Origin of the sequence: Mesorhizobium sp. B2-3-2 (assembly GCF_006442295.1) — a bacterium.
GTDB lineage: Bacteria > Pseudomonadota > Alphaproteobacteria > Rhizobiales > Rhizobiaceae > Mesorhizobium.
Genome location: NZ_VFWA01000005.1, coordinates 120,509 through 142,308 on the forward strand (window position 1 = coordinate 120,509; position 21,800 = coordinate 142,308).

24 protein-coding genes and 1 riboswitch are annotated in these 21,800 nt (G+C 63.3%); of the genes, 6 read left to right on the top strand and 18 right to left on the bottom strand.

What is annotated here, in order from left to right:
- Window positions 1-5: 5 nt before the first annotated feature.
- The 4 genes from FJ964_RS14700 to coxB form a co-directional block, all read right to left on the bottom strand.
- Entirely contained in the window at window positions 6-167 is a 162-nt protein-coding gene (locus FJ964_RS14700; RefSeq protein ID WP_140494968.1) for a hypothetical protein, read from the bottom strand.
- A 2-nt stretch (window positions 168-169) separates the two neighbouring features.
- The gene (locus tag FJ964_RS14705; RefSeq protein ID WP_140551041.1) at window positions 170-1,114 is read right to left on the bottom strand and encodes a heme o synthase; all 945 of its coding nucleotides are present in this window, start codon (window positions 1,112-1,114) and stop codon (window positions 170-172) included.
- Window positions 1,115-1,186: 72 nt separating this feature from the next.
- Entirely contained in the window at window positions 1,187-2,839 is a 1,653-nt protein-coding gene (ctaD, locus tag FJ964_RS14710) for a cytochrome c oxidase subunit I (protein WP_140551042.1), read from the bottom strand.
- 38 nt (window positions 2,840-2,877) lie between these two features.
- Window positions 2,878-3,894 (bottom strand): cytochrome c oxidase subunit II, encoded by a 1,017-nt coding sequence (gene coxB / locus FJ964_RS14715; protein WP_181172477.1) that lies wholly within the window; start codon window positions 3,892-3,894, stop codon window positions 2,878-2,880.
- 258 nt (window positions 3,895-4,152) lie between these two features.
- On the opposite strand from coxB, the gene FJ964_RS14720 reads away from it, so the two are divergent.
- Both FJ964_RS14720 and tldD read left to right on the top strand, forming a co-directional pair.
- Complete coding sequence (locus FJ964_RS14720; RefSeq protein WP_140551044.1) at window positions 4,153-4,698, top strand: invasion associated locus B family protein; 546 nt, start codon at window positions 4,153-4,155, stop codon at window positions 4,696-4,698.
- 164 nt (window positions 4,699-4,862) lie between these two features.
- Complete coding sequence (tldD, locus tag FJ964_RS14725; protein ID WP_140551045.1) at window positions 4,863-6,275, top strand: metalloprotease TldD; 1,413 nt, start codon at window positions 4,863-4,865, stop codon at window positions 6,273-6,275.
- 21 nt (window positions 6,276-6,296) lie between these two features.
- On the opposite strand, the gene FJ964_RS14730 is transcribed toward tldD, so the two are convergent.
- The 3 genes from FJ964_RS14730 to FJ964_RS14740 form a co-directional block, all read right to left on the bottom strand.
- Window positions 6,297-6,581 carry a hypothetical protein gene (locus tag FJ964_RS14730; RefSeq protein ID WP_140551046.1) on the bottom strand — a complete coding sequence of 95 codons (285 nt, stop codon included), beginning with the start codon at window positions 6,579-6,581 and terminating at the stop codon, window positions 6,297-6,299.
- Window positions 6,582-6,732: 151 nt separating this feature from the next.
- Window positions 6,733-7,968 (bottom strand): class I SAM-dependent RNA methyltransferase, encoded by a 1,236-nt coding sequence (locus FJ964_RS14735; protein WP_140551047.1) that lies wholly within the window; start codon window positions 7,966-7,968, stop codon window positions 6,733-6,735.
- Window positions 7,965-8,729, bottom strand: coding sequence for a TlyA family RNA methyltransferase (locus FJ964_RS14740; RefSeq protein WP_140551048.1), 765 nt, complete (start codon window positions 8,727-8,729; stop codon window positions 7,965-7,967). The genes FJ964_RS14735 and FJ964_RS14740 overlap by 4 nt, the downstream gene beginning before the upstream one ends.
- Before the next feature lie 158 nt (window positions 8,730-8,887).
- On the opposite strand from FJ964_RS14740, the gene FJ964_RS14745 reads away from it, so the two are divergent.
- On the top strand, window positions 8,888-9,289 hold the full coding sequence (locus FJ964_RS14745) for a GFA family protein (protein ID WP_140551049.1): 402 nt from the start codon (window positions 8,888-8,890) through the stop codon (window positions 9,287-9,289).
- A 6-nt stretch (window positions 9,290-9,295) separates the two neighbouring features.
- Here FJ964_RS14745 and FJ964_RS14750 read toward each other — a convergent pair whose 3' ends face one another.
- The 6 genes from FJ964_RS14750 to FJ964_RS14775 form a co-directional block, all read right to left on the bottom strand.
- On the bottom strand, window positions 9,296-9,583 hold the full coding sequence (locus FJ964_RS14750; protein ID WP_140551050.1) for a hypothetical protein: 288 nt from the start codon (window positions 9,581-9,583) through the stop codon (window positions 9,296-9,298).
- A gap of 148 nt (window positions 9,584-9,731) precedes the next feature.
- Window positions 9,732-11,669, bottom strand: a complete 1,938-nt coding sequence (dxs, locus tag FJ964_RS14755) for a 1-deoxy-D-xylulose-5-phosphate synthase (RefSeq protein WP_181172478.1) — start codon at window positions 11,667-11,669, stop codon at window positions 9,732-9,734.
- A 78-nt stretch (window positions 11,670-11,747) separates the two neighbouring features.
- Window positions 11,748-12,668, bottom strand: coding sequence for a pirin family protein (locus tag FJ964_RS14760; RefSeq protein ID WP_140551051.1), 921 nt, complete (start codon window positions 12,666-12,668; stop codon window positions 11,748-11,750).
- A gap of 40 nt (window positions 12,669-12,708) precedes the next feature.
- Window positions 12,709-12,975, bottom strand: a complete 267-nt coding sequence (locus FJ964_RS14765) for a DUF2277 domain-containing protein (RefSeq protein ID WP_140551052.1) — start codon at window positions 12,973-12,975, stop codon at window positions 12,709-12,711.
- 96 nt (window positions 12,976-13,071) lie between these two features.
- On the bottom strand, window positions 13,072-13,323 hold the full coding sequence (locus FJ964_RS14770) for an exodeoxyribonuclease VII small subunit (RefSeq protein WP_140498064.1): 252 nt from the start codon (window positions 13,321-13,323) through the stop codon (window positions 13,072-13,074).
- A gap of 3 nt (window positions 13,324-13,326) precedes the next feature.
- The gene (locus FJ964_RS14775; RefSeq protein WP_140551053.1) at window positions 13,327-14,253 is read right to left on the bottom strand and encodes a histone deacetylase family protein; all 927 of its coding nucleotides are present in this window, start codon (window positions 14,251-14,253) and stop codon (window positions 13,327-13,329) included.
- A gap of 121 nt (window positions 14,254-14,374) precedes the next feature.
- A riboswitch (cobalamin riboswitch) is annotated at window positions 14,375-14,555 on the top strand.
- Between the two features lie 48 nt (window positions 14,556-14,603).
- On the opposite strand from FJ964_RS14775, the gene bluB reads away from it, so the two are divergent.
- Window positions 14,604-15,356 (top strand): 5,6-dimethylbenzimidazole synthase, encoded by a 753-nt coding sequence (gene bluB, locus FJ964_RS14780; RefSeq protein ID WP_140551054.1) that lies wholly within the window; start codon window positions 14,604-14,606, stop codon window positions 15,354-15,356.
- Between the two features lie 85 nt (window positions 15,357-15,441).
- On the opposite strand, the gene FJ964_RS14785 is transcribed toward bluB, so the two are convergent.
- Window positions 15,442-16,047, bottom strand: coding sequence for a TetR/AcrR family transcriptional regulator (locus FJ964_RS14785; RefSeq protein WP_140551055.1), 606 nt, complete (start codon window positions 16,045-16,047; stop codon window positions 15,442-15,444).
- A 120-nt stretch (window positions 16,048-16,167) separates the two neighbouring features.
- On the opposite strand from FJ964_RS14785, the gene FJ964_RS14790 reads away from it, so the two are divergent.
- Entirely contained in the window at window positions 16,168-17,391 is a 1,224-nt protein-coding gene (locus tag FJ964_RS14790; RefSeq protein ID WP_140551056.1) for an MFS transporter, read from the top strand.
- 51 nt (window positions 17,392-17,442) lie between these two features.
- On the opposite strand, the gene ribB is transcribed toward FJ964_RS14790, so the two are convergent.
- Window positions 17,443-18,543, bottom strand: a complete 1,101-nt coding sequence (ribB, locus tag FJ964_RS14795) for a 3,4-dihydroxy-2-butanone-4-phosphate synthase (RefSeq protein ID WP_140520813.1) — start codon at window positions 18,541-18,543, stop codon at window positions 17,443-17,445.
- 99 nt (window positions 18,544-18,642) lie between these two features.
- Complete coding sequence (gene aroC, locus FJ964_RS14800) at window positions 18,643-19,764, bottom strand: chorismate synthase (RefSeq protein ID WP_140551057.1); 1,122 nt, start codon at window positions 19,762-19,764, stop codon at window positions 18,643-18,645.
- A 182-nt stretch (window positions 19,765-19,946) separates the two neighbouring features.
- Here aroC and FJ964_RS14805 point away from each other — a divergent pair, with 182 nt between their 5' ends.
- Window positions 19,947-20,207: a DUF1344 domain-containing protein gene (locus FJ964_RS14805; protein WP_140551058.1), complete on the top strand. Its 261-nt coding sequence runs from the start codon at window positions 19,947-19,949 to the stop codon at window positions 20,205-20,207.
- 97 nt (window positions 20,208-20,304) lie between these two features.
- Here FJ964_RS14805 and FJ964_RS14810 read toward each other — a convergent pair whose 3' ends face one another.
- Both FJ964_RS14810 and fabI read right to left on the bottom strand, forming a co-directional pair.
- The gene (locus FJ964_RS14810) at window positions 20,305-20,892 is read right to left on the bottom strand and encodes a histidine phosphatase family protein (protein WP_140498047.1); all 588 of its coding nucleotides are present in this window, start codon (window positions 20,890-20,892) and stop codon (window positions 20,305-20,307) included.
- 52 nt (window positions 20,893-20,944) lie between these two features.
- Window positions 20,945-21,763 carry an enoyl-ACP reductase FabI gene (gene fabI, locus FJ964_RS14815; RefSeq protein WP_140551059.1) on the bottom strand — a complete coding sequence of 273 codons (819 nt, stop codon included), beginning with the start codon at window positions 21,761-21,763 and terminating at the stop codon, window positions 20,945-20,947.
- Window positions 21,764-21,800: the final 37 nt, after the last annotated feature.

The following is a 21,800-nucleotide window of genomic DNA, read 5'->3' on the forward strand; positions in this document are numbered from 1 at the left end:
CTGCCTCACATCGTGCCAGAGAGGTTATGACCGAACTTCACGATCGTCGCGATATAGAAGATAACGACCAGCACGGCCAAGGCCACGCCGATGGCGACCGAGCGGTTGCGCCGGGCCTTCCGCTGGCGCTCGGTCAAGGTGACCGTTTCGAGCTTGTCTTCGATCATGCTCATGCTCCACCCACCGCGAGTGCACGTTCGACGACGCTATCGGCGAGATAGACGGCGAAGATGGCGAAGAGATAGAGCAGCGAATAGCCGAACAACGCCTTGGCTGGCTTCATCGCGCGATCGTCGTCGGCCATGCCAAGCACTTTCCACGCATACCAGACAAAGCCGAGCCCGAGCAGCAGGGCAGCCACGCCATAGAACGGCGTGGTGTAGCCAAGCAGCCACGGCAGCACACCGACCGGGGCCAGCACCAGAGCATAGGCGAAGATCTGGCGGCGGGTCGACGCCGGGCCGGCGACATTGGGCATCATCGGGATGCCGGCGCGTTCATAATCCTGCGACTTGAACAGCGCCAGCGCCCAGAAATGCGGCGGCGTCCACAGGAAGATGATGAGGAACAGGACGACGCTCTCCAGGCTGACCGTGCCGGTCACCGCGGCCCAGCCGATGACGGGTGGAATGGCGCCGGCAGCACCGCCAATGACGATGTTCTGCGGCGTCCAGCGCTTCAGCCACATCGTGTAGACGACGGCATAGAAGAAGATGGTGAAGGCCAGCAGCGCCGCCGACAGCCAGTTGACCAGTACGCCGAGCGTCATCACCGACAAAACCGAAAGCACCAACCCAAAGCTCAACGCCTCGTGGGGCTGGATGCGGCCGGCCGGCACCGGGCGGGTGGCAGTGCGCGTCATCACCGCGTCGATATCGGCATCGTACCACATGTTGAGCGCGCCGGAGGCACCAGCCCCAATGGCAATAGCCAGGATCGCGATCACCGCCAGCAGCGGATTGATGGTCACGGGTGCCGCGACCAGTCCGACAAAGGCGGTGAACACCACCAGCGACATGACGCGCGGCTTCAGGAGGGCGAAGAAATCACCCGCCGTCGCTTCCGACATGCGGAAGCCCGCTTCGTCAATGCTGGTTTCGTCGACAAGGGCCATGCGTACTCAAATCCATATTCCGTTTGGCCGAAACCGCCGGCAGGCCGGCGGTTTCGATTCCGGGCTGCCGCCTTATTTGATCTTCGGCAGCTGCTCCCACTGGTGGAACGGCGGCGGCGAAGGCAGCTGCCATTCCAGCGTCGTTGCGCCCTCGCCCCATGGATTGGCGCCAGCGATCCGCTTCTTCTGGAAGGCTTCGAACACGCCATAGAGGAAGATCACCACGCCGACAGCCGAAATATACGAACCGTAGGACGACACCATGTTCCAGCCCGCAAACGCGTCCGGATAGTCGATGGTGCGGCGCGGCATGCCGGAAAGGCCGAGGAAGTGCTGCGGGAAGAAGACAAGGTTGACGCCGACGAACATGACCCAGAAATGGGTGTTGGCGATGACAGGCGAATACATGTAGCCGGTCATCTTCGGGAACCAGTAGTACCAGCCGGCGAAGATGGCGAACACCGCCCCCAGCGACAGCACGTAATGGAAATGCGCGATCACGAAATAGGTGTCGTGCAGCGACCGGTCGAGACCGGCATTGGCCAGCTGAACCCCGGTAACACCACCGATCGTGAACAGGAAGATGAAGCCCAGCGCCCACAGCATCGGCGGCTTGAACGATATCGATCCGCCCCACATCGTCGCGATCCAGGAGAAGATCTTCACGCCCGTCGGCACCGCGATGACCATGGTGGCGAAGACGAAATAGCGCTGCGTGTCGAGCGACAGGCCGGTCGTGTACATGTGGTGCGCCCAGACGATGAAGCCGACCGCGCCGATCGCGACCATGGCGTAGGCCATGCCGAGGTAGCCGAACACCGGCTTGCGCGAGAAGGTCGAGACGATATGGCTGATGATGCCGAAGCCCGGCAGGATCAGGATATACACTTCCGGATGGCCGAAGAACCAGAACAGGTGCTGGAACAACAGCGGATCGCCGCCGCCATCGGGAGCGAAAAAGGTCGTGCCGAAATTGCGGTCGGTAAGCAGCATGGTGATGCCGCCGGCAAGAACCGGAAGCGACAACAACAGCAGGAATGCGGTGACCAGCACCGACCAGGCAAACAGCGGCATCTTGTGCAGCGTCATGCCTGGCGCGCGCATGTTGAAGATGGTGGTGATGAAGTTGATGGCACCCAGGATCGAGGACGCGCCGGCGATGTGGATCGACAGGATCGCCAGATCCATGGCCGGGCCGGGCTGACCGGAGGTCGAAAGCGGCGGATAGAGCGTCCAGCCGCCGCCGACGCCGTAGGCGCCGGGCGCGCTCGGCACGAACATCGAGATAAGCAGCAGGATGAAAGCCGGCGGCAGCAGCCAGAACGAGATGTTGTTCATGCGCGGGAACGCCATGTCCGGGGCGCCGATCATGATCGGCACCATCCAGTTGGCAAAACCGCCGATCAGGGCCGGCATGACCATGAAGAAGATCATGATCAGCGCGTGCGCCGTGGCGAAGGCGTTGTACATGCTCTTGCCGCCGTCGATCGCGGCGTCACCGTTCATGCCGTAGACCATCTGCGCCAGACCGCTGAAGATCTGGATGCCAGGCTCCTGCAACTCCATGCGGATGGCGACCGACAGCGCGCCGCCGATGATGCCGGCCATGATCGCGAAGATCAGGTAGAGCGTACCGATGTCCTTGTGGTTGGTCGAATAAACCCAGCGCACCCAACCATGATAAGGCTTGTGGTCGTGCCCGTCGTGAGCTGCAGCGTCTGCCATGTTCCGCTCCGTTCCCTAAATCTTGCTAACCAGCGGCATCAGTTGCCGGCGGCCGCTACCTTGTTCTGACCATCGACCTCGGCCATCAGCGTCTTGTTGGCGCCGGGCAGATCGGTCTTGGCCGCAGCCAGCCAGGTCTTGAACTGCGCGTCGGAGACGACGCGGATGGCGATCGGCATGAAGGCATGGTCCTTGCCGCAAAGCTGCGAGCACTGGCCGTAATAGAGGCCTTCCTTCTCCGCCTTGAACCAGGTCTCGTTGGTGCGGCCGGGAATGGCATCGATCTTGATGCCGAAGGAGGGCATGGCGAAGGAATGGATCACGTCGGTCGCGGTGACGAGCACCCGGGTCATCGTGTGGACGGGCACCACCATCTCGTTGTCGACGGCAAGCAGGCGGGGATAGACCTTGCGATCCTCCTTGCCCGCGGCGGCGCGGTCGCCATCCTGGAGGATCGCCGAGTTGAACGAGAGCGTGTTGTCGGTCTGGTATTCGTAATCCCAGTTCCACTGGTTGCCCGTCGCCTTGACGGTAAGCTTGGCTTCTTCCGGCGGCGTGTACTGCGCAGTCAAGAGCTGGAACGACGGGATAGCGAGGCAGAGCAGGACGACGACGGGGCCGACAGTCCAGATCACCTCGATCAGGGTGTTGTGGCTGGTCTTGGATGGAACCGGGTTGGCGCTCGCGCGGAATTTCACGATGCAGTAGATCAGAAGGACCAATACCAGGGCGGTGATCGGGATGATGAACCACATCGTGTAGTTTCCGAACCACTCGATCTGGCGCATCATGTCGGTTGCCGGCGCCTGGAAGGTCGTCTCCCACTCGACAGGCTGATCGGCATGGGCGGCCGTGCCGGCGAAAAACGTGTTAACGGCACAAGCGCTTAGAAACTTGGCACTTGCTGGAAACTTGGCGTTTGCCAGGAAATTTCTCATCGCCCTCTTCGTCTCCCAGTTCCTCGCGGCTGTGTCCACGAGAATAACGAACAATGCCGGGACGGGAATCCCGACTGTCTCAAGCTGGTTCAAACCATACTCTTTTTCCCTCCGCAAGAAAGGAGCGGAGGAAACCGTGCGGCATTTTTGCGCGCAAGCCGGAATGCATCTTTGAAGGCGGCGGCCGCCATGGCGAATCGGCTATGTTCGACGGATCGGCTGCTTCCTGCCGGCCGGCGCGCCTAGCGTCGTAATTCGGGCGAAATTGGCTAGGAAAAGCGCCGCATTGGCATTTTCGTAGCGGCTCGGCCGCTGTCTCGTCCTTTACTTGGCTTTGGCGCGGCTTAAAGTGCCGTGATTCGCAATGGAGCCGTCATGAACTCTTGGCTGTCGGGATTTGGGCTTTCGAGCCCCTTGGCGAAGGTCATCTTTCTCACCGCCTTGTCCGTCGCCGGCTTGTCTGCCGCCGGCCAGGCCAACGCGGCCCAGCCGAGCGGCACGGTCAAGTCGACCCATGGCGCGTGGTCGATCATCTGCGACACACCGGCCGGCGCCACGTCAGAACAATGCGTGATGATGCAGAACGTCGTCGCCGAGGACCGCCCGGAGATGGGACTGTCGGTCGTCGTGCTGCGCACCGCCGACAACAAGGCGGAGATCCTGCGTGTGCTGGCGCCGCTCGGTGTGCTCTTGCCCAACGGGCTCGGCCTCAATGTCGACGGCAAGGATATCGGCCGCGCCTATTTCGTGCGCTGCTTCCAGGACGGCTGCTACGCCGAGGTCATTCTCGAGAAGCCGCTGCTCGATACGCTGAAGACCGGCACGTCGGCCACGTTCATCGTCTTCCAGACGCCGGAAGAAGGCATCGGCATCCCTGTGGACCTCAAGGGTTTTGCCGACGGATTTGCAGCCCTGCCGTAGACTCCCGCGCCTCGACCCGGGATCTGCCGATCAGCGACAGGTTTTCCGGACCTGGGATGAATCCGGGACGCCGCCGCCCTGCATCTGAATGACGATTGGCGATTGTCTGGGCACGGCTTCGCGCCTACATCCCGGATATAACCATTCATCCACGGACATACGCCATGAACAGCCTTATCGGCCAATTCGATATTTCCGACGATCGCGTCAAGGAGATCGTCGCAGAGACCATCAACGGCGCCGACGATGGCGAGCTGTTCGTCGAATACAGCGAGAGCGAAGCGCTGATGTTCGACAATGGTCGGCTGAAGACAGCCAATTTCAACACCGACCAGGGTTTCGGCCTGCGCGCGGTTGCCGGCGAAGCCAGCGGCTATGCCCACTCCAGCGACCTGTCCGAGGCCTCGCTGCGACGCGCGGCTGACGCCGTCTCAACCGTCAAGGGCGGCTATTCCGGGACGCTTGCCACCGCGCCCGCCCGCACCAACCGCTATCTCTATGGCGATGAGAACCCTATCCCCTCGCCTTCCTTCGAGGCCAAGGCGAAGCTGTTGCAGGAAATCGACGCCTGGCTGCGCGCCGAAGATCCGCGCGTGCGCCAGGTCTCGGCATCGCTGACCTCGTCATGGCAGCATGTCGAGATCGTGCGCGCCGACGGCCAGGTGGTACGCGACATCCGGCCGCTGGTCAGGGTGAACGTGTCAGTGGTGGTCGGCGACGGCGACCGCCAGGAAAGCGGCTCCTACGGCATGGGCGGGCGCAAGGCGTTCGGCGACTTCCTCGTCGAGGACAGCTGGAAGCACGCCGCCAAGGAGGCGCTGCGCCAGGCGCTGGTCAATCTCGAAGCCATACCGGCGCCGGCCGGCACCTTCGACATCGTGCTCTCCAGCGGCTGGCCCGGCGTCATGCTGCACGAGGCCGTCGGCCATGGGCTGGAAGGCGACTTCAACCGCAAGAAGACTTCCGCCTTCGCCGGCCTGATGGGCCAGCAGGTGGCGGCAAAGGGCGTCACCGTCGTCGATGACGGCACGATCGCGGAACGACGCGGGTCGCTCACCGTCGACGACGAAGGCACGCCTTCGGCGCGCAACGTGCTGATCGAGGACGGCAAGCTGGTCGGTTACATGCAGGACCGCCAGAACGCCCGGCTGATGGGCATGCGGGCCACCGGCAACGGCAGGCGCGAGGGCTACGCGCACCAGCCGATGCCGCGCATGACCAACACCTACATGACATCGGGCGACATTGAGCCGGACGAGATCATCGCCTCGGTCAGGAACGGCATCTATGCCGTCTCCTTCGGCGGCGGCCAGGTCGACATCACCTCGGGAAAGTTCGTGTTCGGCTGCACCGAAGCCTACATGATCGAGAACGGCAAGGTGACGCAGCCGATCAAGGGCGCCATGCTGATCGGCAATGGACCCGACGCCATGCACCGCGTTTCGATGATCGGCAACGACATGAAGCTCGACAACGGCATCGGGATGTGCGGCAAGGCCGGACAGGGCGTGCCGGTCGGCGTCGGCCAGCCGCACCTCAGGATGGACCAGATGACGGTCGGCGGCACGAGGGTTTGAAGCCGCCTCGTGGCCAGTCTGCTAGGTCTTGCTCACAGAGCGGCGCGACGTAGCGTACAGGATCAGGAAACCGACAACGCCACCGATCGCGTACTGGGTCCACGCACTGAGGTAGTCGACGGTCCCATCGTGGCCGGAGACATAGAGCGCAGCGCCGACAAACGTCATGACCGCGACGCCAAGCGCATAGGATGGCACCAGCCCCATACGCGTGAATTTTCTCAAGATCCAAGCGAGCACCGCACCGGTGAGCGCCATGATGAGAGCCGAGCCAAAAATCTCGGCAACAAGTCCCGATGAAATCATCTTCTCCCCCTATCCCAATTTGGATTATGCCTTTTTCGAGGGCAGATTCAACTGCAGTGGCGATCATCCACAACTTTAGCGATAAACCTGGCTGGGGATTTCGGGGGCAGACTGCATGACGCAGCCAGTCTCGCTGAGCAGGGCTAAGCGCCTAACGCCTTTTCCGCGGCTTCTCCAGCAAGGCAACCGCCTCGACATGGGGCGACCACAGAAACTGGTCGATCGGCGTCACGCCTTTCACGGCGTAGCCGCCGTCGATGAGGATGCGCAAATCCCGCGCGAGCGTCACCGGGTTGCACGAGACCGCGGCAACGAATGGAACATCCGAGCGGGCGATCTGCTTCGACTGATCCTCGGCGCCCGCACGGGGCGGATCGAAGACAACGCCATCAAAGGCGTTTAACTCCTTGAACGTCAGCGGACGGCGGAACAGGTCTCGGCGCTCGCCGGTCACGCGTTTCAGGCCGGTGGCGAAGCGTGAACCCCGATCGAGCGCCGAAAGCGCGGCCGCATCGCCTTCCACCGCATGCACTTCCGATCTCGCGGCCAACCGCAGGGCGAAGCTGCCGCAGCCGGCGAAGAGATCGGCAATTTTTTTGGCACGTTTCAAATGTCCGCCGACGATATCGGCCATGGTCCGTTCGGCTGCCTCCGTTGCCTGCAGGAAGGCGCCCGGCGGCACCGCGACGGCAACGCTGCCGAACATGACGACAGGCTTCTTCGGCTCGATGACGATCTCGTCATCGATGGACAGTCTGGCAAAGCCCTGCGCAATGACAAAATTGGAAGCGACGCGTCGCTGGTTTTCGCCGAGCTTGCCCGATTCATGCACCGCCACGTCGAGGCCGGAACCCGTCACGGTGACCGCCATCCGAAACGATTTCGGGGTGGCGCAGATCAATTCGGCGAGCGCCCTCAAGCCGTCGAGCGCGCCGACGATCCCGGGCAGCGAGATCGGGCATTCGGAGATGGAAATGATCTCGGGCGACAGATGGCGATTGAAGCCGAGCAGCATGCCTGTTTCGGTGCGCCTGGCGGCGAGCACGACGCGGCGGCGCGTATGCGGCGCGCAGGCAACCAGATCGCCTATTTCGCAATCGATGTCCCTCAGCGTATGCACGACCTTCTCGCGCTTCCACTGCTGATAGGCTTGCGCCTCCAGATGCTGGAGGGCGCAGCCGCCGCACTCGCCGAAATGGCGGCAGGCGGGTTCGATGCGCAGGGGCGAGGCCTCGATCAGCGCCATCAGCGCGGCGCGATCCCTTTCGCGCGCGGCGGTGACGGTTTCGCCCGGCAGCGTGAACGGGATGAAGACCTCTCCGGTCTCGGTCTCGGCGACGCCGTCACCCTGCGCGCCGAGCTTGCCGATGGTGAAGCGCGCGCTCATCGGTCCTTTATTCCACCGAGCAGGAATTCGCGGTTGCCATCGCCCCCTTCGATCGGCGACAGATGCAGGCCGAGCGCACGCCAGCCCGGGACGGCATCCAGCCAATCGTGCAGCAGGCCGGCGACACGGGCGGCGTCGAAAGGATCTTTCAACAAACCGCCCTTGCCGATCGCTTCGCGGCCCGCTTCAAATTGCGGCTTGACCAGAAAGACCGCGGCGGCACCGGGCTTCGCAATGGCGAGCGCGGGCGGCAATGCCAGCTTCAGGGAAATGAAACTGACGTCGGAGACGACGAAGTGCGGATTGCGGCCGCCAAGATCGGCGGCCGAGAGATCGCGGGCGTTCAGCCCTTCAATGACCGTCACGCGCGCGTCATTGCCGATATCGGGATGCATCTGGCCGTGACCGACATCGATCGCCGTGACATGGGTCGCGCCGCGTTCGAGCAGCACTTGGGTGAATCCGCCGGTCGAGGCGCCGATGTCGAGCGCCTCGCGGCCGGCCGGATCGAGGCCGAAATGGTCGAGCCCGGCGATCAGTTTCAGCGCCGCGCGCGAGACATAGCCCTGGGCCGGATCGTCGACGACAACAAGGCATTGCGGAGAAACGTTCTGACCAGGCTTGCGGGCAATGGCGCCATCGATCGTCACCGTGCCGCGCTCGACGGCGTCGCGGGCACGTGAGCGGCTGGCAAACAGCCCGCGCTGGACGAGCAGGTCGTCGAGCCGCTGGCGGGTGCTGGCTGGCAGGGGCGAGTTCATCGGCCTTCATGGCGAATGCGCGCTGCGAAGGCAAGGACATTGGGCGGGGAACAAGAAACATCATCGCAAGCATGCGGGGGCGTCAGGCCGCTGCGCGGCTTGCGAGCGTCGCGGCGGGCCGGCACAATGGGGTTGCTGTCTATACGGGGTAGTCGAAAGTGCTGACCGGAACCTGTCACTGTGGGGCGACGCACTGGACGCTGGAAGGCGATCCTGGATCCATCACAGCCTGCAACTGCACGCTTTGTCGCCGCTACGGCGTGCTCTGGGCCTACGACTATGTCGATGAACGGATCTGCGTCGCGGGGCCGACGAGAAGCTACAGGCGGACCGAAAAGGGCACGCCTTCGCTGGAAATCCTGTTTTGCCCGGCCTGTGCCTGCGTGCTGGCCTGGCGCGGATTGCGCGCCGATGCTTCCGGTCGAACACGCATCGCCGTCAATGTGCGGCTGGCGCCGCCGGAGGACGTCGCCGATCTGCCGATCGACCATTTCGACGGTCTCGATACCTATGATGATCTTCCACGCGACGGCCGTTGCGTGCGCGACATGTGGTTTTAGGCTGGGCTAAAATGTGGCGCGCGGCACCTGGCGCTCGACGGCGGGAGACAGGCCGTCATCCGCATTGCCTGACGCTTGCTCACGTGAATGCTCGACCGGAACAGCCGGCACTGGTGCGGCGTCAGGCACCAGTTGCGGCACCTGCTTGTAGGAAAAGCCGCCCCTGATATCGCCCATCTTGCCGGCGACTATACCCGCGGCCGCCTTTTCGAGATTGCGGTCGTATCGCGTCTCTGCGGCAGCCGGCACGACCATCACGGCAAAAACGGCCGTGCCGTACAGAAACGTCCTCATTCCAATTGTCTCCCTGCCTGATGCGTATCTAGCAGGGCGCCGTTCAAAAATGACCAAGAGACACGGTAATCAAACCGCCAAACAGCAGCGTAAACAATGTGTTATTACAAATAGCCGACAAACCGATCCAGAGGTTTGAGACTTTGATTCAGGCGCGCTGGGCGCGGACCGCCTGCCCGAGGGCGGTGAAAACCGTATGGACGATGCCGGCGGCATCGAGACCGGCATCGGCATACATCTTTTCCGGCTTGGCGTGGTCGGCAAACACGTCCGGCAGCACAAGCGGGCGCACTTTCAGGCCGCTTTCCAGCAGGCCCTCATGGGCGAGGAACTGCAAAACGTGACTGGCGAAGCCGCCGATGGCGCCCTCCTCCACCGTGACCAGAACCTCATGCGAGCGGGCCAGCCGGCGGATCAGGTCCGCATCGAGCGGCTTGGCGAAGCGGGCATCGGCGACGGTGGTCGAAAGCCCGGCCGCGCCCAGTTCCTCGGCCGCGACCAAGCAATCCTGCAAGCGCGTGCCGAAGGACAGGAGCGCCACCTTGCTGCCTTCCCTGACGATGCGGCCCTTGCCTATTTCGAGCACCGAGCCGCGATCGGGCATGTCGACGCCGACGCCATTGCCGCGCGGATAGCGGAAGGCGATCGGGCCGTCATCGTAGGTTGCCGCCGTGCGCACCATGTGGCGCAGTTCCGCCTCGTCGGCCGCCGCCATGACGACGAAGCCCGGCAGGGAGGCAAGGAAGGTGGTGTCGAAGGCGCCGCAATGAGTGGCGCCGTCGGCGCCGACGAAGCCGGCGCGATCGATCGGGAAGCGCACCGGCAATTTCTGGATCGCCACGTCGTGCACGACCTGGTCGTAGGCACGTTGCAAGAAGGTCGAATAGATCGCCGCGAACGGCTTGTAGCCTTCGGTAGCGAGGCCGGCCGCGAACGTCACCGCATGCTGCTCGGCGATGCCTACATCGAAGGTCCTGGCCGGGAACACTTCGCCGAACAGGTCAAGCCCGGTGCCGCCCGGCATGGCGGCGGTGACGGCGACGATGCGCTCGTCCTCCTGGGCCTCCCGGATCAGGCTTTCGGCGAACACCTTGGTGTAGGCCGGCGCGTTGGCCGGAGCCTTGGCCTGCGCGCCGGTGATCACGTCGAACTTGTTGACGCCGTGATATTTGTCGGCCGCGGCCTCCGCCGGCGCGTAGCCCTTGCCCTTCTGGGTGACGACATGGATCAGCACCGGGCCCTTGCCATTGTCACGGACATTTTTCAGCACCGGGATCAGATGGTCCAGATTATGACCGTCGATCGGGCCGATATGGTAGAAGCCGAGCTCCTCGAACAGCGTGCCGCCGGTCACGTAGCCGCGCGCGTGCTCGACGGCCCTGGTGATGGCACGGTCGGCTCGCTTGCCAAGATACGAGGTCAGTTTCTTGCCGAAGTCGCGCAGGCCGACATAGGCCTTGCCAGAGGCCAGGCGCGCCAGATAGGCGCTCATGGCGCCGGTCGGCGGGGCGATCGACATGTCGTTGTCGTTGAGAATGACGATCAGGCGGGCATCGAGCGCACCGGCATTGTTCATCGCCTCGTAGGCCATGCCGGCCGACATGGCGCCGTCGCCGATGACGGCGATGACATTGTTGCGGCCGCCGGCAAGATCGCGGGCCGCCGCCATGCCCAGGCCCGCCGATATCGACGTCGAGGAGTGGGCGGCGCCAAACGGATCGTATTCGCTCTCGGTGCGGCGGGTGAAGCCGGAGAGGCCGCCCTCCTGGCGCAAGGTGCGGATGCGATCGCGGCGCCCGGTCAGGATCTTGTGCGGATAGGCCTGGTGGCCAACATCCCAGATCAGCCGGTCATCGGGTGTGTTGAAGACATAGTGCAGCGCCACGGTCAGTTCGACAACGCCAAGCCCGGCGCCGAGATGACCGCCGGTGCGCGACACCGCGTCGATCAGTTCGAGGCGAAGCTCCGATGCCAGTTGCGGCAATTCGCTTTCGGAAAGCGTGCGCAGTTCGGCCGGGATGCGGACCTTGTCGAGAAGCGGCGTATGCGGCGTTGCGTTCACGGGTAGGCCCAGGCTTCTGTTCATGCGCGGGATAGGCCGCCGTCAGGCGAAAGTAAATGCCTGTCAAATGACGCGGAAGGCACGGCCCTGTCGTCGATTTCCTCAGCCTTCCGGCAGTGGAATGAACTCTTTCTCATCGCCGGGAACGATGTCGAAGCGGCCGGTCTTCCATTCTTGCTTGGCCTGTTCGATGCGCTCCTTGGAGGACGAGACGAAATTCCACCAGATGTAGCGCTTCGAGCCCAGCGAGGCGCCGCCGAACAGCATGAAATGGGCACCGGCCTGTGAGGATACGACGATCTCGTCGCCGGGCCGGAACACCAGCAGCCGTTCGGCCGGAAACACGTCGCCGGAAATCGAGACCTCGCCTTCCAGCGTGTAGATGGCGCGTTCTTCCGCGTCGGCCGGGATTTTGACGCTGGCGCCCGGCGCCAGCCTGAGGTCGGCGTAGAGCGTCTCGGAATCGGCCCGCACCGGGGAACGCAGCCCCTGGAAATCGCCGATGACGATGCGGCCACTGACGCCTTCCGCGTCGATGTCGGGAAGCCGCGCGACAGCGGTGTTCTCGAACACCGGCGCCACTTCCTCCTTGCCGTCCGGCAGCGCCAGCCATGTCTGCAGGCCCGAGACCGACATCGGCGCGCCGCGCAGTTCTTCCGGCGTGCGCTCCGAATGGACGATGCCGCGGCCGGCGGTCATCAGGTTCACGTCACCCGGCTCGATCACCATTTCGGTGCCGAGCGAATCGCGATGCCTGATCCTGCCATCGAACAGGTAGGTGACCGTCGACAGACCGATATGCGGATGCGGCCGGACGTCGAGCGCCTGACCGGCGCGCAGGATGGCAGGCCCCATGCGGTCGAAGAAGATGAAGGGACCGACCAGCCGCCTTCTGGCGGTCGGCAAGGCACGGCGAACCTGAAAACCGCCAATGTCCTTCGCGTTCGGAATGACCATCAATTCGATCTGGTCGCTGGCAAAGGCGTCGCCTATTTCGGGGTCCTTCCCGGGGAAGAAGCTCATGAACTCTCCTTGTCAGCGGCCGATGGCTGCTTTGGGCAGATCAGGCAAAGCGGATCGCCGCCTTCGCCCGCAGCTTGGCCGCAACCTCCTCGCGATTGCGCGGATGCTGGTTGGTTTCAAGCGAATCGAGAAGCTCGCGCGCCGACGCCGCGATGGCCTCGACGGCATGGTCGAAGGCGTGCTGGTTCTGCTTCGAGGGCCGCGTCGTTCCGCTCAGCTTGCGGACGAACTGAAGGGCAGCATCGCGCACCTCGTCATCGGTTGCCGGCGGATCAAAATTGAACAGGGTCTTGATGTTTCTGCACATCGCTTCCGTATCTCCTCTTGTCCTGAAGCCGTTTCAATCGGGATGCGTTCTATCCTCAATCATGATCGTGTCAAAAACCGGCAACGGCCGCGTGCCTCAATCCGCGTCCAGCGGCTCCGTCCCGACCGGCTTGCCGTCGCGGGACAGCCTGATCTTCTCCACCTTGTCCTCGGCTGCCTTGAGCAAGCGGTCGCAATGCACCTTCAGCGCCTCGCCGCGCTCGTAGATCCTGATCGACTGGTCGAGCGGCACATCGCCACGCTCCAGATCATCGACGATCTTCTCCAGCGCGTCGAGAGCCTGTTCGAAGCTCATAGCCTTGACGTCTTCGTTGGTTTCACCAGCCATCATTCATCCTTTCATCAGTCGCCCGACATGGGCGGCGACCGAAAATGCCAATCCCTGCAGATCGTAGCCGCCCTCGAGCAGGCTGACGAGCCGGTTGCCGCTGTGGCGCGCCGCGCGCTGCATGAGCTGGCCGGTCGCCCAGTCGAAATCATCCTCGGTCAGGTTGATCTCGGCCAGCGGGTCGCGATGATGCGCGTCGAAACCGGCCGAAATGATGATCAGGTCGGGTGCAAAATTGTCGAGCGAGGGCAGCACGCGCGACAGGAAGGCATCGCGGAACGCGTCGCTGCCGGTTTGCGGCGCAAGCGGCGCGTTGACGATGTTGCCCGCGCCGGTTTCGTTCTTTGCTCCGGTGCCGGGGTAGAGCGGCATCTGGTGGGTCGAGCAGTAAAGCACGGACGGATCGTCCCAGAAAATATCCTGCGTGCCGTTGCCGTGATGCACGTCCCAGTCGACGATGGCGACACGTTCGATATCGTGTTTGCGCTGTGCATAACGTGCGGCGATGGCCGCCGTGTTGAACAGGCAGAAGCCCATCGCCGTCGCTTTCTCCGCATGATGGCCGGGTGGCCGGGCGGCGACGAAAACGTTGTCTGCCCTGCCGGCAAAGACGTCGTCGACGGCGGCGTTGGCGGCGCCGATCGCGGTGATCGCCGCTTGCCAGCTCTTCGGGCTGGCCGTTGTGTCGGCATCGATGCGGGCGATGCCCGTCTCGGGAATGGCGGCGCGTACCCGCTCGACGAAATCCTCGGGATGCGCGTAGAGAATGGTGGCCTCGTCGCCTTCCGGCGCCTCGAGGCGGTCGAGCGCGGCAAAAGCCTCCTCGTCGAGCACGCGCTCGATGGCGCGCAAGCGGTCCGGCCGCTCCGGATGGCCGGGTGGCGTGATGTGCTCGAGGAAGATCGGATGGGTGTAGAGACGAGTGGCCATGCTCCCTATCTAGTGCCCCGGAGCGGCGATAGCCATGCGTTGCGGCCTGATGGCTGGGGAAAATCGCGCCTGCGTCCATTCGCGTCGCCGCGGGGATTGGCGGCGCGGAGGCTTCGTCGTAAAGTCCCGGCCGCTGCCTGGTGCCCGCTGCGAGCGGGAGAATCGGGAACACGGTTTGATCCCGTGGCGTGCCCAACGCTGTAAGGGGGACCGCGCCGGTAAATGCCACTGTCGATGACGGGAAGGCGCCGGACGCGGGTTGATCCCGAGCCAGAAGACCGGCCTGGCAGGCATCGTCATCCGCATGGTCAGGCGGACGGCAGTTGATTGCAATCGCAAGGGGACAAGCGATGCCGGACGATATGACCATCCCCGTGGGTGACGGATTCGACCAGATGGCGCGCGATGCGGTCTACCGCGCCATGTTCACGCGGCGCGATGTCCGCAGCTATTTTACATCAGAGGCCGTCGATGACGAGGCGCTGGCACGGCTGCTGCTTGCCGCCCATCACGCGCCATCGGTCGGCTTCATGCAGCCATGGAATTTCATCGTCATTCGTGGCACCGCACGACGGGAACAGGTGCGCGACCTGTTCCTGGCGGCGCGCGAGCAGGAATTGCCCGCCATCGAAGAAGAGCGGCGGGCGCTCTACCGCAAGCTCAAGCTGGAAGGCATCTGCGAAAGCGCGCTCAATATCTGCATCACCTGCGACCGCCGACGCTCACAGGGTTCGCCGCTGGGACGCTGGCACAATCCCGAGATGGATCTCTACAGCACGGTCTGCGCGGTGCAGAATTTCTGGCTGGCGGCACGCGCCGAAGGCGTCGGCGTCGGCTGGGTCAGCATTATCGAGGCGCGGGCGTTGAAAGATCTTCTGTCGATTCCCGAGCATGTGACGCCGGTGGCCTATCTCTGTGTCGGCCGCGTCTCCGAATTCGCGCCGAAACCGGACCTCGAAACACATGGCTGGGGTCGACGGCTGCCGCTGCCCGAGCTGATCATGAGCGAGACGTTTTGCGGACAGGGCGAAGTGCCGCTCAAGTCAACGATCGCCCGCCTCAAGGTGGCAACATGCGAAAAATCTGGCAAACCCTTGATTTGATTGCCGCTACGGCATGCTCAGCGCTGCCGGCGGCCTGCGCCTTGTCCTGAGCATCTGAACCTGGAAGCACCTCGGCTATCCGCCTTCAGGCGGCTGTGGCACCCTTCCTCAACAATCCTTCGAGCAGTTGCTTGAATGCCGCCACCACGGTCTTTGATGTCGCTTCCGGGTCGTTCGAATTGGCGATCCGCTGCGCCGCCTGACTGCTCGCCCCGTTGATCAGCCGTGCCGCGGTCTCGGGGTCGACGCCCGAGACGACCACCCCGTCGCCCTGCAGCGTCGTCAGGTGATCGGTCATCGACGCGACGCAGGCATTGGCGTTCGGCCATTGCGCGGGATCCCCCAGCACGGCCGGACCGTCCCGGAACATGATTCGCTGGATTTCCGGCTCCAGCGCCATTTCGATGTAGCTCGTGCATTCGTCGACGAAGCTTTGCCAGCGGGTCGGTGCTTTCGCTGCAACCTCATTCACCCGTGCCGCCATCTCGGCGTCGATCTCGGCGATGACCGCCTGCAAGAGCCCCTTCTTGTCGCCGAAATGATGATAAAGCGCACCGCGCGTCAGTCCTGCCGATGCGGTGAAATCGTCCATCGACGCTTCGGCATAGCCGATCGTTCCGAACGCATGCCGGGCCGCGGCAATCAATTTGGCGCGCGTTTCGGCGATCATTTCCTTGCGGGGCTTGTGCATCTCTTCTGGCCTTATCCACATACGTTCCGTATGCCAATTGACATACGCAACGTATGATCTATTTAGTGTTCATACGCATCGTATGTAATTTCCGAATCGCCTTTTGTCGAGGAACGGACCATGCAGAACCCCTATTCCGAGATTTTTCGAGCCCCTGGTGCCAAGGGCTTTGCCGCTGCAGGCTTCATGGCGCGCCTGCCGATCGCCATGGCGCCGATCGGCATCGTGGCGATGCTGTCGCAGACGCGCGGCGAATACTGGCTGGCGGGCGCCGTCTCGGCGACGTTCGCGCTGGCCAACGCTTTCCTGGCGCCGCAGATCTCCAGGCTGGTCGACCGCCTCGGCCAGACACGGATCGTCGTACCCACCACCATCATCTCCGTGCTGGCATTCCTGCTGCTGATTGCGTCGGCCAATCAGGATTGGCCGGTATGGACATTGTTCGTGTCGGCGCTGCTGGCCGCGGCCATGCCCAGCATGCCGGCAATGGTGCGCGCGCGCTGGACCGAGCTTTTTCGCGGCCGGCCGGAGATGAACACTGCCTTCGCGTTCGAATCGGCGGCCGACGAGCTGGTCTATATCGCCGGTGCGTCGCTGTCGGTGGGCCTCAGTGCAGCGCTGTTTCCGGAAGCAGGCATGCTGGCGAGCACTTTGTTTCTCGCCTTGGGCTCGATAGCTTTCATCCTGCAGCGATCGACCGAGCCGAAAGTGCGGCCGGTGGACCGTGGTTCGGCCGGCTCGGCGATCCGCCTGCGTCCTGTGCAGATCATCACCTTCGCCCTGATCTTCATCGGCGCGACCTTCGCGACGACGGAAGTAAGCACCGTGGCGATCACCAAGGAGTTCGGCCAAGCCGGTGCCGCAAGCCTGGTGATCGGCGTCTATGCGCTGGGATCCTTCGTGCTGGGCATCGTGGTCGGCGCGCTCAACCTGAAGGCGCCATTGCAGCGCCAGCTGGCAGTCGCGGTCAGCATCATCGCGGTCAGCACGCTTTTGCCGCTCACCGCCGACAGCGTGCCGCTGCTGGCGCTGACCGTCTTCATCAGCGGCGTGGCGATCTCGCCGACCTTCATCACGGCGTTCGGCCTGATCGAACGGCATGTGCCGGAAGCGATGCTGACCGAGGGCATCACTTGGGTAACCACCGGGATTGGCATCGGCATGGCGCTAGGCTCTTTCGCCGCCGGCGCGGTGGTGGATGCGTTCGGGGCCCAGAACGGGTTCTGGGTCTCGGTGGTCGCGGGCGGCATCGCCCTGGTCACGGTGCTGCTCGGCCAACGCAGCCTTGCCACTCACAAATGCGAGCTGGATGGGTGTGAAGCGGCCGTCGTTGCCGCGGAATGATCCATGACGCGTCCGGTTCAGCGGATCGGACGCTACTGCCGCAGTCGAACTTCAGAGAATCTCGGTCTTGGCGATGTGGATGCCAAAACCTTCAAGGCCGACATAGTGGCGCTCGCGCGAGGCGATCAGCTTGATCGAGGAAATGCCTAGATCCTTCAGGATCTGCGCGCCGAGCCCGATCTCGCGCCATTCATTCTCGCGGCGGCGCGCCTCTTCGTGATCCTCGCGGTCGCCGCTCGCCGGCCGGTTGCGCTCCTGGTGGGCGACGCCGACCGAGCCCTCGCGCAGATAGACGATGACGCCGCGCTTGCGCTCGCCCATCGCCTTCATGATGCCGTCCAGCCGATGGCTGGTGCCGAACACGTCCGTCACCACGTCCTCGGAGTGGAGACGCACAGGCACCTCTTCCCCATCGCGGATGTCACCGAAGACGACGGCGACATGATGCATGGAATCCCAAGGCAGCGTATAGGTGAAGACCTGCGCCTTGCCGCCGAGCGTATCGATCTCGGAGCATGCCACGCGTTCGACCAGCGTTTCCTTGCGTTGCCGGTAAGCAATGAGGTCGGCGACAGAAACCTGCTTGAGGCCATGTTCCTCGGCAAAAGCCGCGACCTGCGGGCCGCGCTTGACGGTGCCGTCATCATTGACCAGTTCCGAGATCACGCCGATTGGCGGCAGGCCGGCGAGCTTGCACAGATCGACGGCAGCCTCGGTATGGCCCGAGCGCATCAGCACGCCGCCTTCGCGCGCGATGAGCGGGAAGATGTGGCCGGGGCGGACGAAATCGGAGGCACCGACATTGCCATTGGCGAGATTGCGCACGGTCAGCGTGCGGTCGTCGGCGGAAATGCCTGTCGTGGTGCCATGCTTGAAATCGACGCTGACGGTGAAGGCTGTGGTGTGCGCTGAATCATTGTCGGCGACCATCGGCGCAAGGTTGAGGCGCTTGGCCTCCTCGCGCGGCATCGGCGTGCAGACGATGCCCGAAGTGTTACGCACGATGAAGGCCATCTTTTCCGGTGTGCAATGGACGGCGGCGACGATCAGGTCGCCCTCGTTCTCGCGCCCGTCATCATCCATGACGACGACGATCTCGCCACGCTCGAAGGCCCGGATTGCTTCGACGATCTTCTTCTGGTCGTAAGACATGAACGCTCGCTTCGCTCGCAAGGGAGTAGGGGAATAGGGCAGTAAGGCAGTAGGGGGAAGGAAAAATTGCTCGTCTCGCGGGCAGCTTAACATACTGCCCTACTGCCCTACTGCCTTACTGCCTTCCTTACCTGTCTGCCCTCGGTGCCGCAGATAATGGTCGGCGATGGCGCAGGCAACCATCGCCTCGCCGATCGGTACGGCGCGAATGCCCACACACGGATCATGGCGGCCCTTGGTCATCACTTCGACGTCGTTGCCGTCCTTGTCGATCGACTTCCGGGGCGTCAAGATTGAAGACGTCGGCTTGACGGCGAAGCGGGCGATGATCGCCTGGCCGGTCGAGATGCCGCCAAGGATGCCGCCGGCATTGTTGGACAGAAATACCGGCCTGCCGTCATTGCCGATGCGCATCTCGTCGGCATTCTGTTCGCCGGTGATGCGGGCGGCCTCGAAGCCGTTGCCGATCTCGACGCCCTTGACGGCGTTGATCGACATCAGGCCCGACGCGATATCCTGGTCGAGCTTTGCGTAGATCGGCGCGCCGAGGCCGGCCGGAACGCCGTCGGCGACGATCTCGATCACGGCGCCGACGGAGGAACCCGCCTTGCGGATACCGTCGAGATATCGGGTAAAGACCGGAACGGACGCCGGATCGGGCGTGAAGAACGGATTGTCCGCGTCGCCGATGAAATTCCAGTTCCAGTTGGCGCGGTCGATCGACTTCTCGCCCATCGATACCAGCGCCCCGCGCACGACCATGCCCGGCACGACCTTGCGGGCCAGGGCTCCGGCCGCGACCCGAGCCGCTGTCTCGCGCGCCGAGGATCGGCCGCCGCCGCGATAGTCGCGCACGCCGTATTTGACGTCATAGGTGTAGTCCGCATGGCCCGGCCGGTACTGGCGGGCGATCTCGCCATAGTCCTTCGAGCGCTGGTCGACATTTTCGATCAGCATGGAGATCGGCGTACCTGTCGTGATCATCGTCTCGCCGTCATCGTCAAGGATAAAGCCCGACAGCACCTTCACTTCGTCAGGTTCACGGCGCTGCGTGACGAAGCGCGACTGGCCGGGCCGGCGCTTGTCGAGTTCGGCCTGGATTTCGTCACGCGCGAAGCGGATGCCGGGCGGGCAGCCGTCGACCACGCAGCCCAATGCGGCCCCATGGCTTTCGCCCCAGGTGGTGACGCGGAAAAGATGGCCGAACGTATTGTGAGACATCGCAAAGTGCCTTGCCCGGCATCGGAGCCGACTGAAGCCTGCCTTCTATTGGCCTTTTCCACAGGGGTCAAACCGTGATCTTCGGATTTAGTTTTGACACATTCGATTGGTTTCTGCTCTGCTCCATTCGCCGTTGAGGATCCGCCGCTACCCATGCCGGCGCAATACCAAAGAGGACGATGATGCGTACCCTGATTGGCGCTGTTGCCGCCACATTCCTGCTTTGCACCGCCGCTTTCGCCGGGCAGACCGAAGGCCTGATCAAGAAGATCGACAAGGACGCGCTGACCCTGACGCTGGACGACGGCAAATCCTACAAGCTGAACGCGGAAACCGATCTCGACGCGCTGAAGCCCGGCATGGACATCGTCATCGCCTATGACGTGACCAATGGTGAAAACGTCGTCACCGATATGCAGTTGCCGGACAGCGACTCCAACTAGGCTTCCAATGCAAATCGGCTGTTCGGCGTTTGTTGAGCCGTTACAGCCGTTTTATGCACCTGCAACCGGCATGAGCCTTCCTGGATCGTGCCGGGGGCTAAAGCCACCCCAGGCTGTCGCCTTCCAGCTTGAGCACGCGGTCCTGCGGTATCGCCAGCTTCGCCGCATCGTCCTCGGCCATGTCAAGCACGAAGCGAAACAAGGTGCGCATGACGCCGCCATGCGTCACGCAGACTGTCTGGCGCTCGAGCGCGTCGAACCACGGCTTTACCCGTTCGAGCAGCATCTGGTAGCTCTCGGCATCTTTGCCCGGCGGCTGAAAGTTCCATTTGTCCAGCGCACGCGTCCTGCTCGCACCCGGAAATTGCGTCTCGAGCTCGGCAAAGGTGAAACCCTGCCAGTCGCCGAAATTCACTTCAACAAGGCGGGGATCGGTCCCATAGGCAGCGGGGTCGAGCTTCATGGCGGCGCGAATGCGCTCCATGGTCTCGCGCGTGCGCCGCATCGGGCTGGCGACGAAATCGAACTCCGCGGGGTTGGAGATCAGGTCAGCCAGCCGATGCCCGTTTGCGCTCGCCTGCTCGCGGCCGAGCGCGTTGATGTCGGTATCGGCCTGCCCCTGAAGCCGGAATTCGGCATTCCACGCGGTCTGGCCGTGGCGCACGATATAAACCAGCGGGTACATCGGGTCTTCCGGAGGTCGGGCCAGGGCCTGGGCGGAGGATAGGCGGAGGGAGTTAATCCTTGACCGTCGAAATATCGGGTGCGTCGACCGCCTTCATGCCGACGACGTGATAGCCGGAATCGACATGATGCACTTCGCCGGTGACGCCGCGCGACAGGTCGGACAGGAAATAGACGCCGGAATCGCCGACCTCTTCCTGGGTGACCGTCTGCTTCAGCGGCGAATTGTATTCGTTCCATTTCAGGATGTAGCGGAAGTCACCGATGCCGGAAGCGGCCAGCGTCTTGATCGGGCCCGCCGAGATCGCGTTGACGCGGATCTTCCTGGCCCCGAGATCGACGGCGAGGTAACGCACGCTGGCCTCGAGTGCAGCCTTGGCGACGCCCATGACGTTGTAATGCGGCATCACCTTTTCGGCGCCGTAATAGGTCAGCGTCAAAAGCGAACCGCCATCGGTCATCAGCGCCTCGGCGCGCTTGGCGATGGTGGTGAAGGAATAGACCGAAATGTCCATCGTGCGCAGGAAATTATCGCGCGTCGTCTCGACATAGCGGCCGGTCAGTTCGTCCTTGTCGGAAAAAGCGATGGCGTGGACGAGAAAGTCGAGCTTTCCCCAATGATTGGCGACATTTGCGAAAACCTCGTCGAGGCTCGCCGGATCGGTCACATCGCAATGGCCGGCGACAAAGGCGCCGAGTTCCTGAGCCAGAGGCTCGACCCGCTTCTTGAACGCTTCACCCTGATAGGTCAGTGCGATCTCGGCGCCATGGTCGACGCATGCCTTGGCGATGCCGTAGGCGATCGACCTGTTGTTGGCGACGCCGAGAATCAGGCCGCGTTTGCCGGCCATCAGGCCCTGTCCACCCGCCATATGCGTGCTCTCCGCAAGATTTCTTATTTGTGGAGAG

Bases quoted from the DNA above. Each gene is read 5' to 3' on its own strand.
- FJ964_RS14700 (WP_140494968.1), bottom strand. From the start codon at position 167: ATGATCGAAGACAAGCTCGAAACGGTCACCTTGACCGAGCGCCAGCGG.
- FJ964_RS14705 (WP_140551041.1), bottom strand. From the start codon at position 1,114: ATGGCCCTTGTCGACGAAACCAGCATTGACGAAGCGGGCTTCCGCATG.
- ctaD (WP_140551042.1), bottom strand. From the start codon at position 2,839: ATGGCAGACGCTGCAGCTCACGACGGGCACGACCACAAGCCTTATCAT.
- FJ964_RS14720 (WP_140551044.1), top strand. From the start codon at position 4,153: ATGAACTCTTGGCTGTCGGGATTTGGGCTTTCGAGCCCCTTGGCGAAG.
- tldD (WP_140551045.1), top strand. From the start codon at position 4,863: ATGAACAGCCTTATCGGCCAATTCGATATTTCCGACGATCGCGTCAAG.
- FJ964_RS14730 (WP_140551046.1), bottom strand. From the start codon at position 6,581: ATGATTTCATCGGGACTTGTTGCCGAGATTTTTGGCTCGGCTCTCATC.
- FJ964_RS14735 (WP_140551047.1), bottom strand. From the start codon at position 7,968: ATGAGCGCGCGCTTCACCATCGGCAAGCTCGGCGCGCAGGGTGACGGC.
- FJ964_RS14740 (WP_140551048.1), bottom strand. From the start codon at position 8,729: ATGAACTCGCCCCTGCCAGCCAGCACCCGCCAGCGGCTCGACGACCTG.
- FJ964_RS14750 (WP_140551050.1), bottom strand. From the start codon at position 9,583: ATGAGGACGTTTCTGTACGGCACGGCCGTTTTTGCCGTGATGGTCGTG.
- dxs (WP_181172478.1), bottom strand. From the start codon at position 11,669: ATGAACAGAAGCCTGGGCCTACCCGTGAACGCAACGCCGCATACGCCG.
- FJ964_RS14760 (WP_140551051.1), bottom strand. From the start codon at position 12,668: ATGAGCTTCTTCCCCGGGAAGGACCCCGAAATAGGCGACGCCTTTGCC.
- FJ964_RS14765 (WP_140551052.1), bottom strand. From the start codon at position 12,975: ATGTGCAGAAACATCAAGACCCTGTTCAATTTTGATCCGCCGGCAACC.
- FJ964_RS14770 (WP_140498064.1), bottom strand. From the start codon at position 13,323: ATGGCTGGTGAAACCAACGAAGACGTCAAGGCTATGAGCTTCGAACAG.
- FJ964_RS14775 (WP_140551053.1), bottom strand. From the start codon at position 14,253: ATGGCCACTCGTCTCTACACCCATCCGATCTTCCTCGAGCACATCACG.
- bluB (WP_140551054.1), top strand. From the start codon at position 14,604: ATGCCGGACGATATGACCATCCCCGTGGGTGACGGATTCGACCAGATG.
- FJ964_RS14785 (WP_140551055.1), bottom strand. From the start codon at position 16,047: ATGCACAAGCCCCGCAAGGAAATGATCGCCGAAACGCGCGCCAAATTG.
- FJ964_RS14790 (WP_140551056.1), top strand. From the start codon at position 16,168: ATGCAGAACCCCTATTCCGAGATTTTTCGAGCCCCTGGTGCCAAGGGC.
- ribB (WP_140520813.1), bottom strand. From the start codon at position 18,543: ATGTCTTACGACCAGAAGAAGATCGTCGAAGCAATCCGGGCCTTCGAG.
- aroC (WP_140551057.1), bottom strand. From the start codon at position 19,764: ATGTCTCACAATACGTTCGGCCATCTTTTCCGCGTCACCACCTGGGGC.
- FJ964_RS14805 (WP_140551058.1), top strand. From the start codon at position 19,947: ATGCGTACCCTGATTGGCGCTGTTGCCGCCACATTCCTGCTTTGCACC.
- FJ964_RS14810 (WP_140498047.1), bottom strand. From the start codon at position 20,892: ATGTACCCGCTGGTTTATATCGTGCGCCACGGCCAGACCGCGTGGAAT.
- fabI (WP_140551059.1), bottom strand. From the start codon at position 21,763: ATGGCGGGTGGACAGGGCCTGATGGCCGGCAAACGCGGCCTGATTCTC.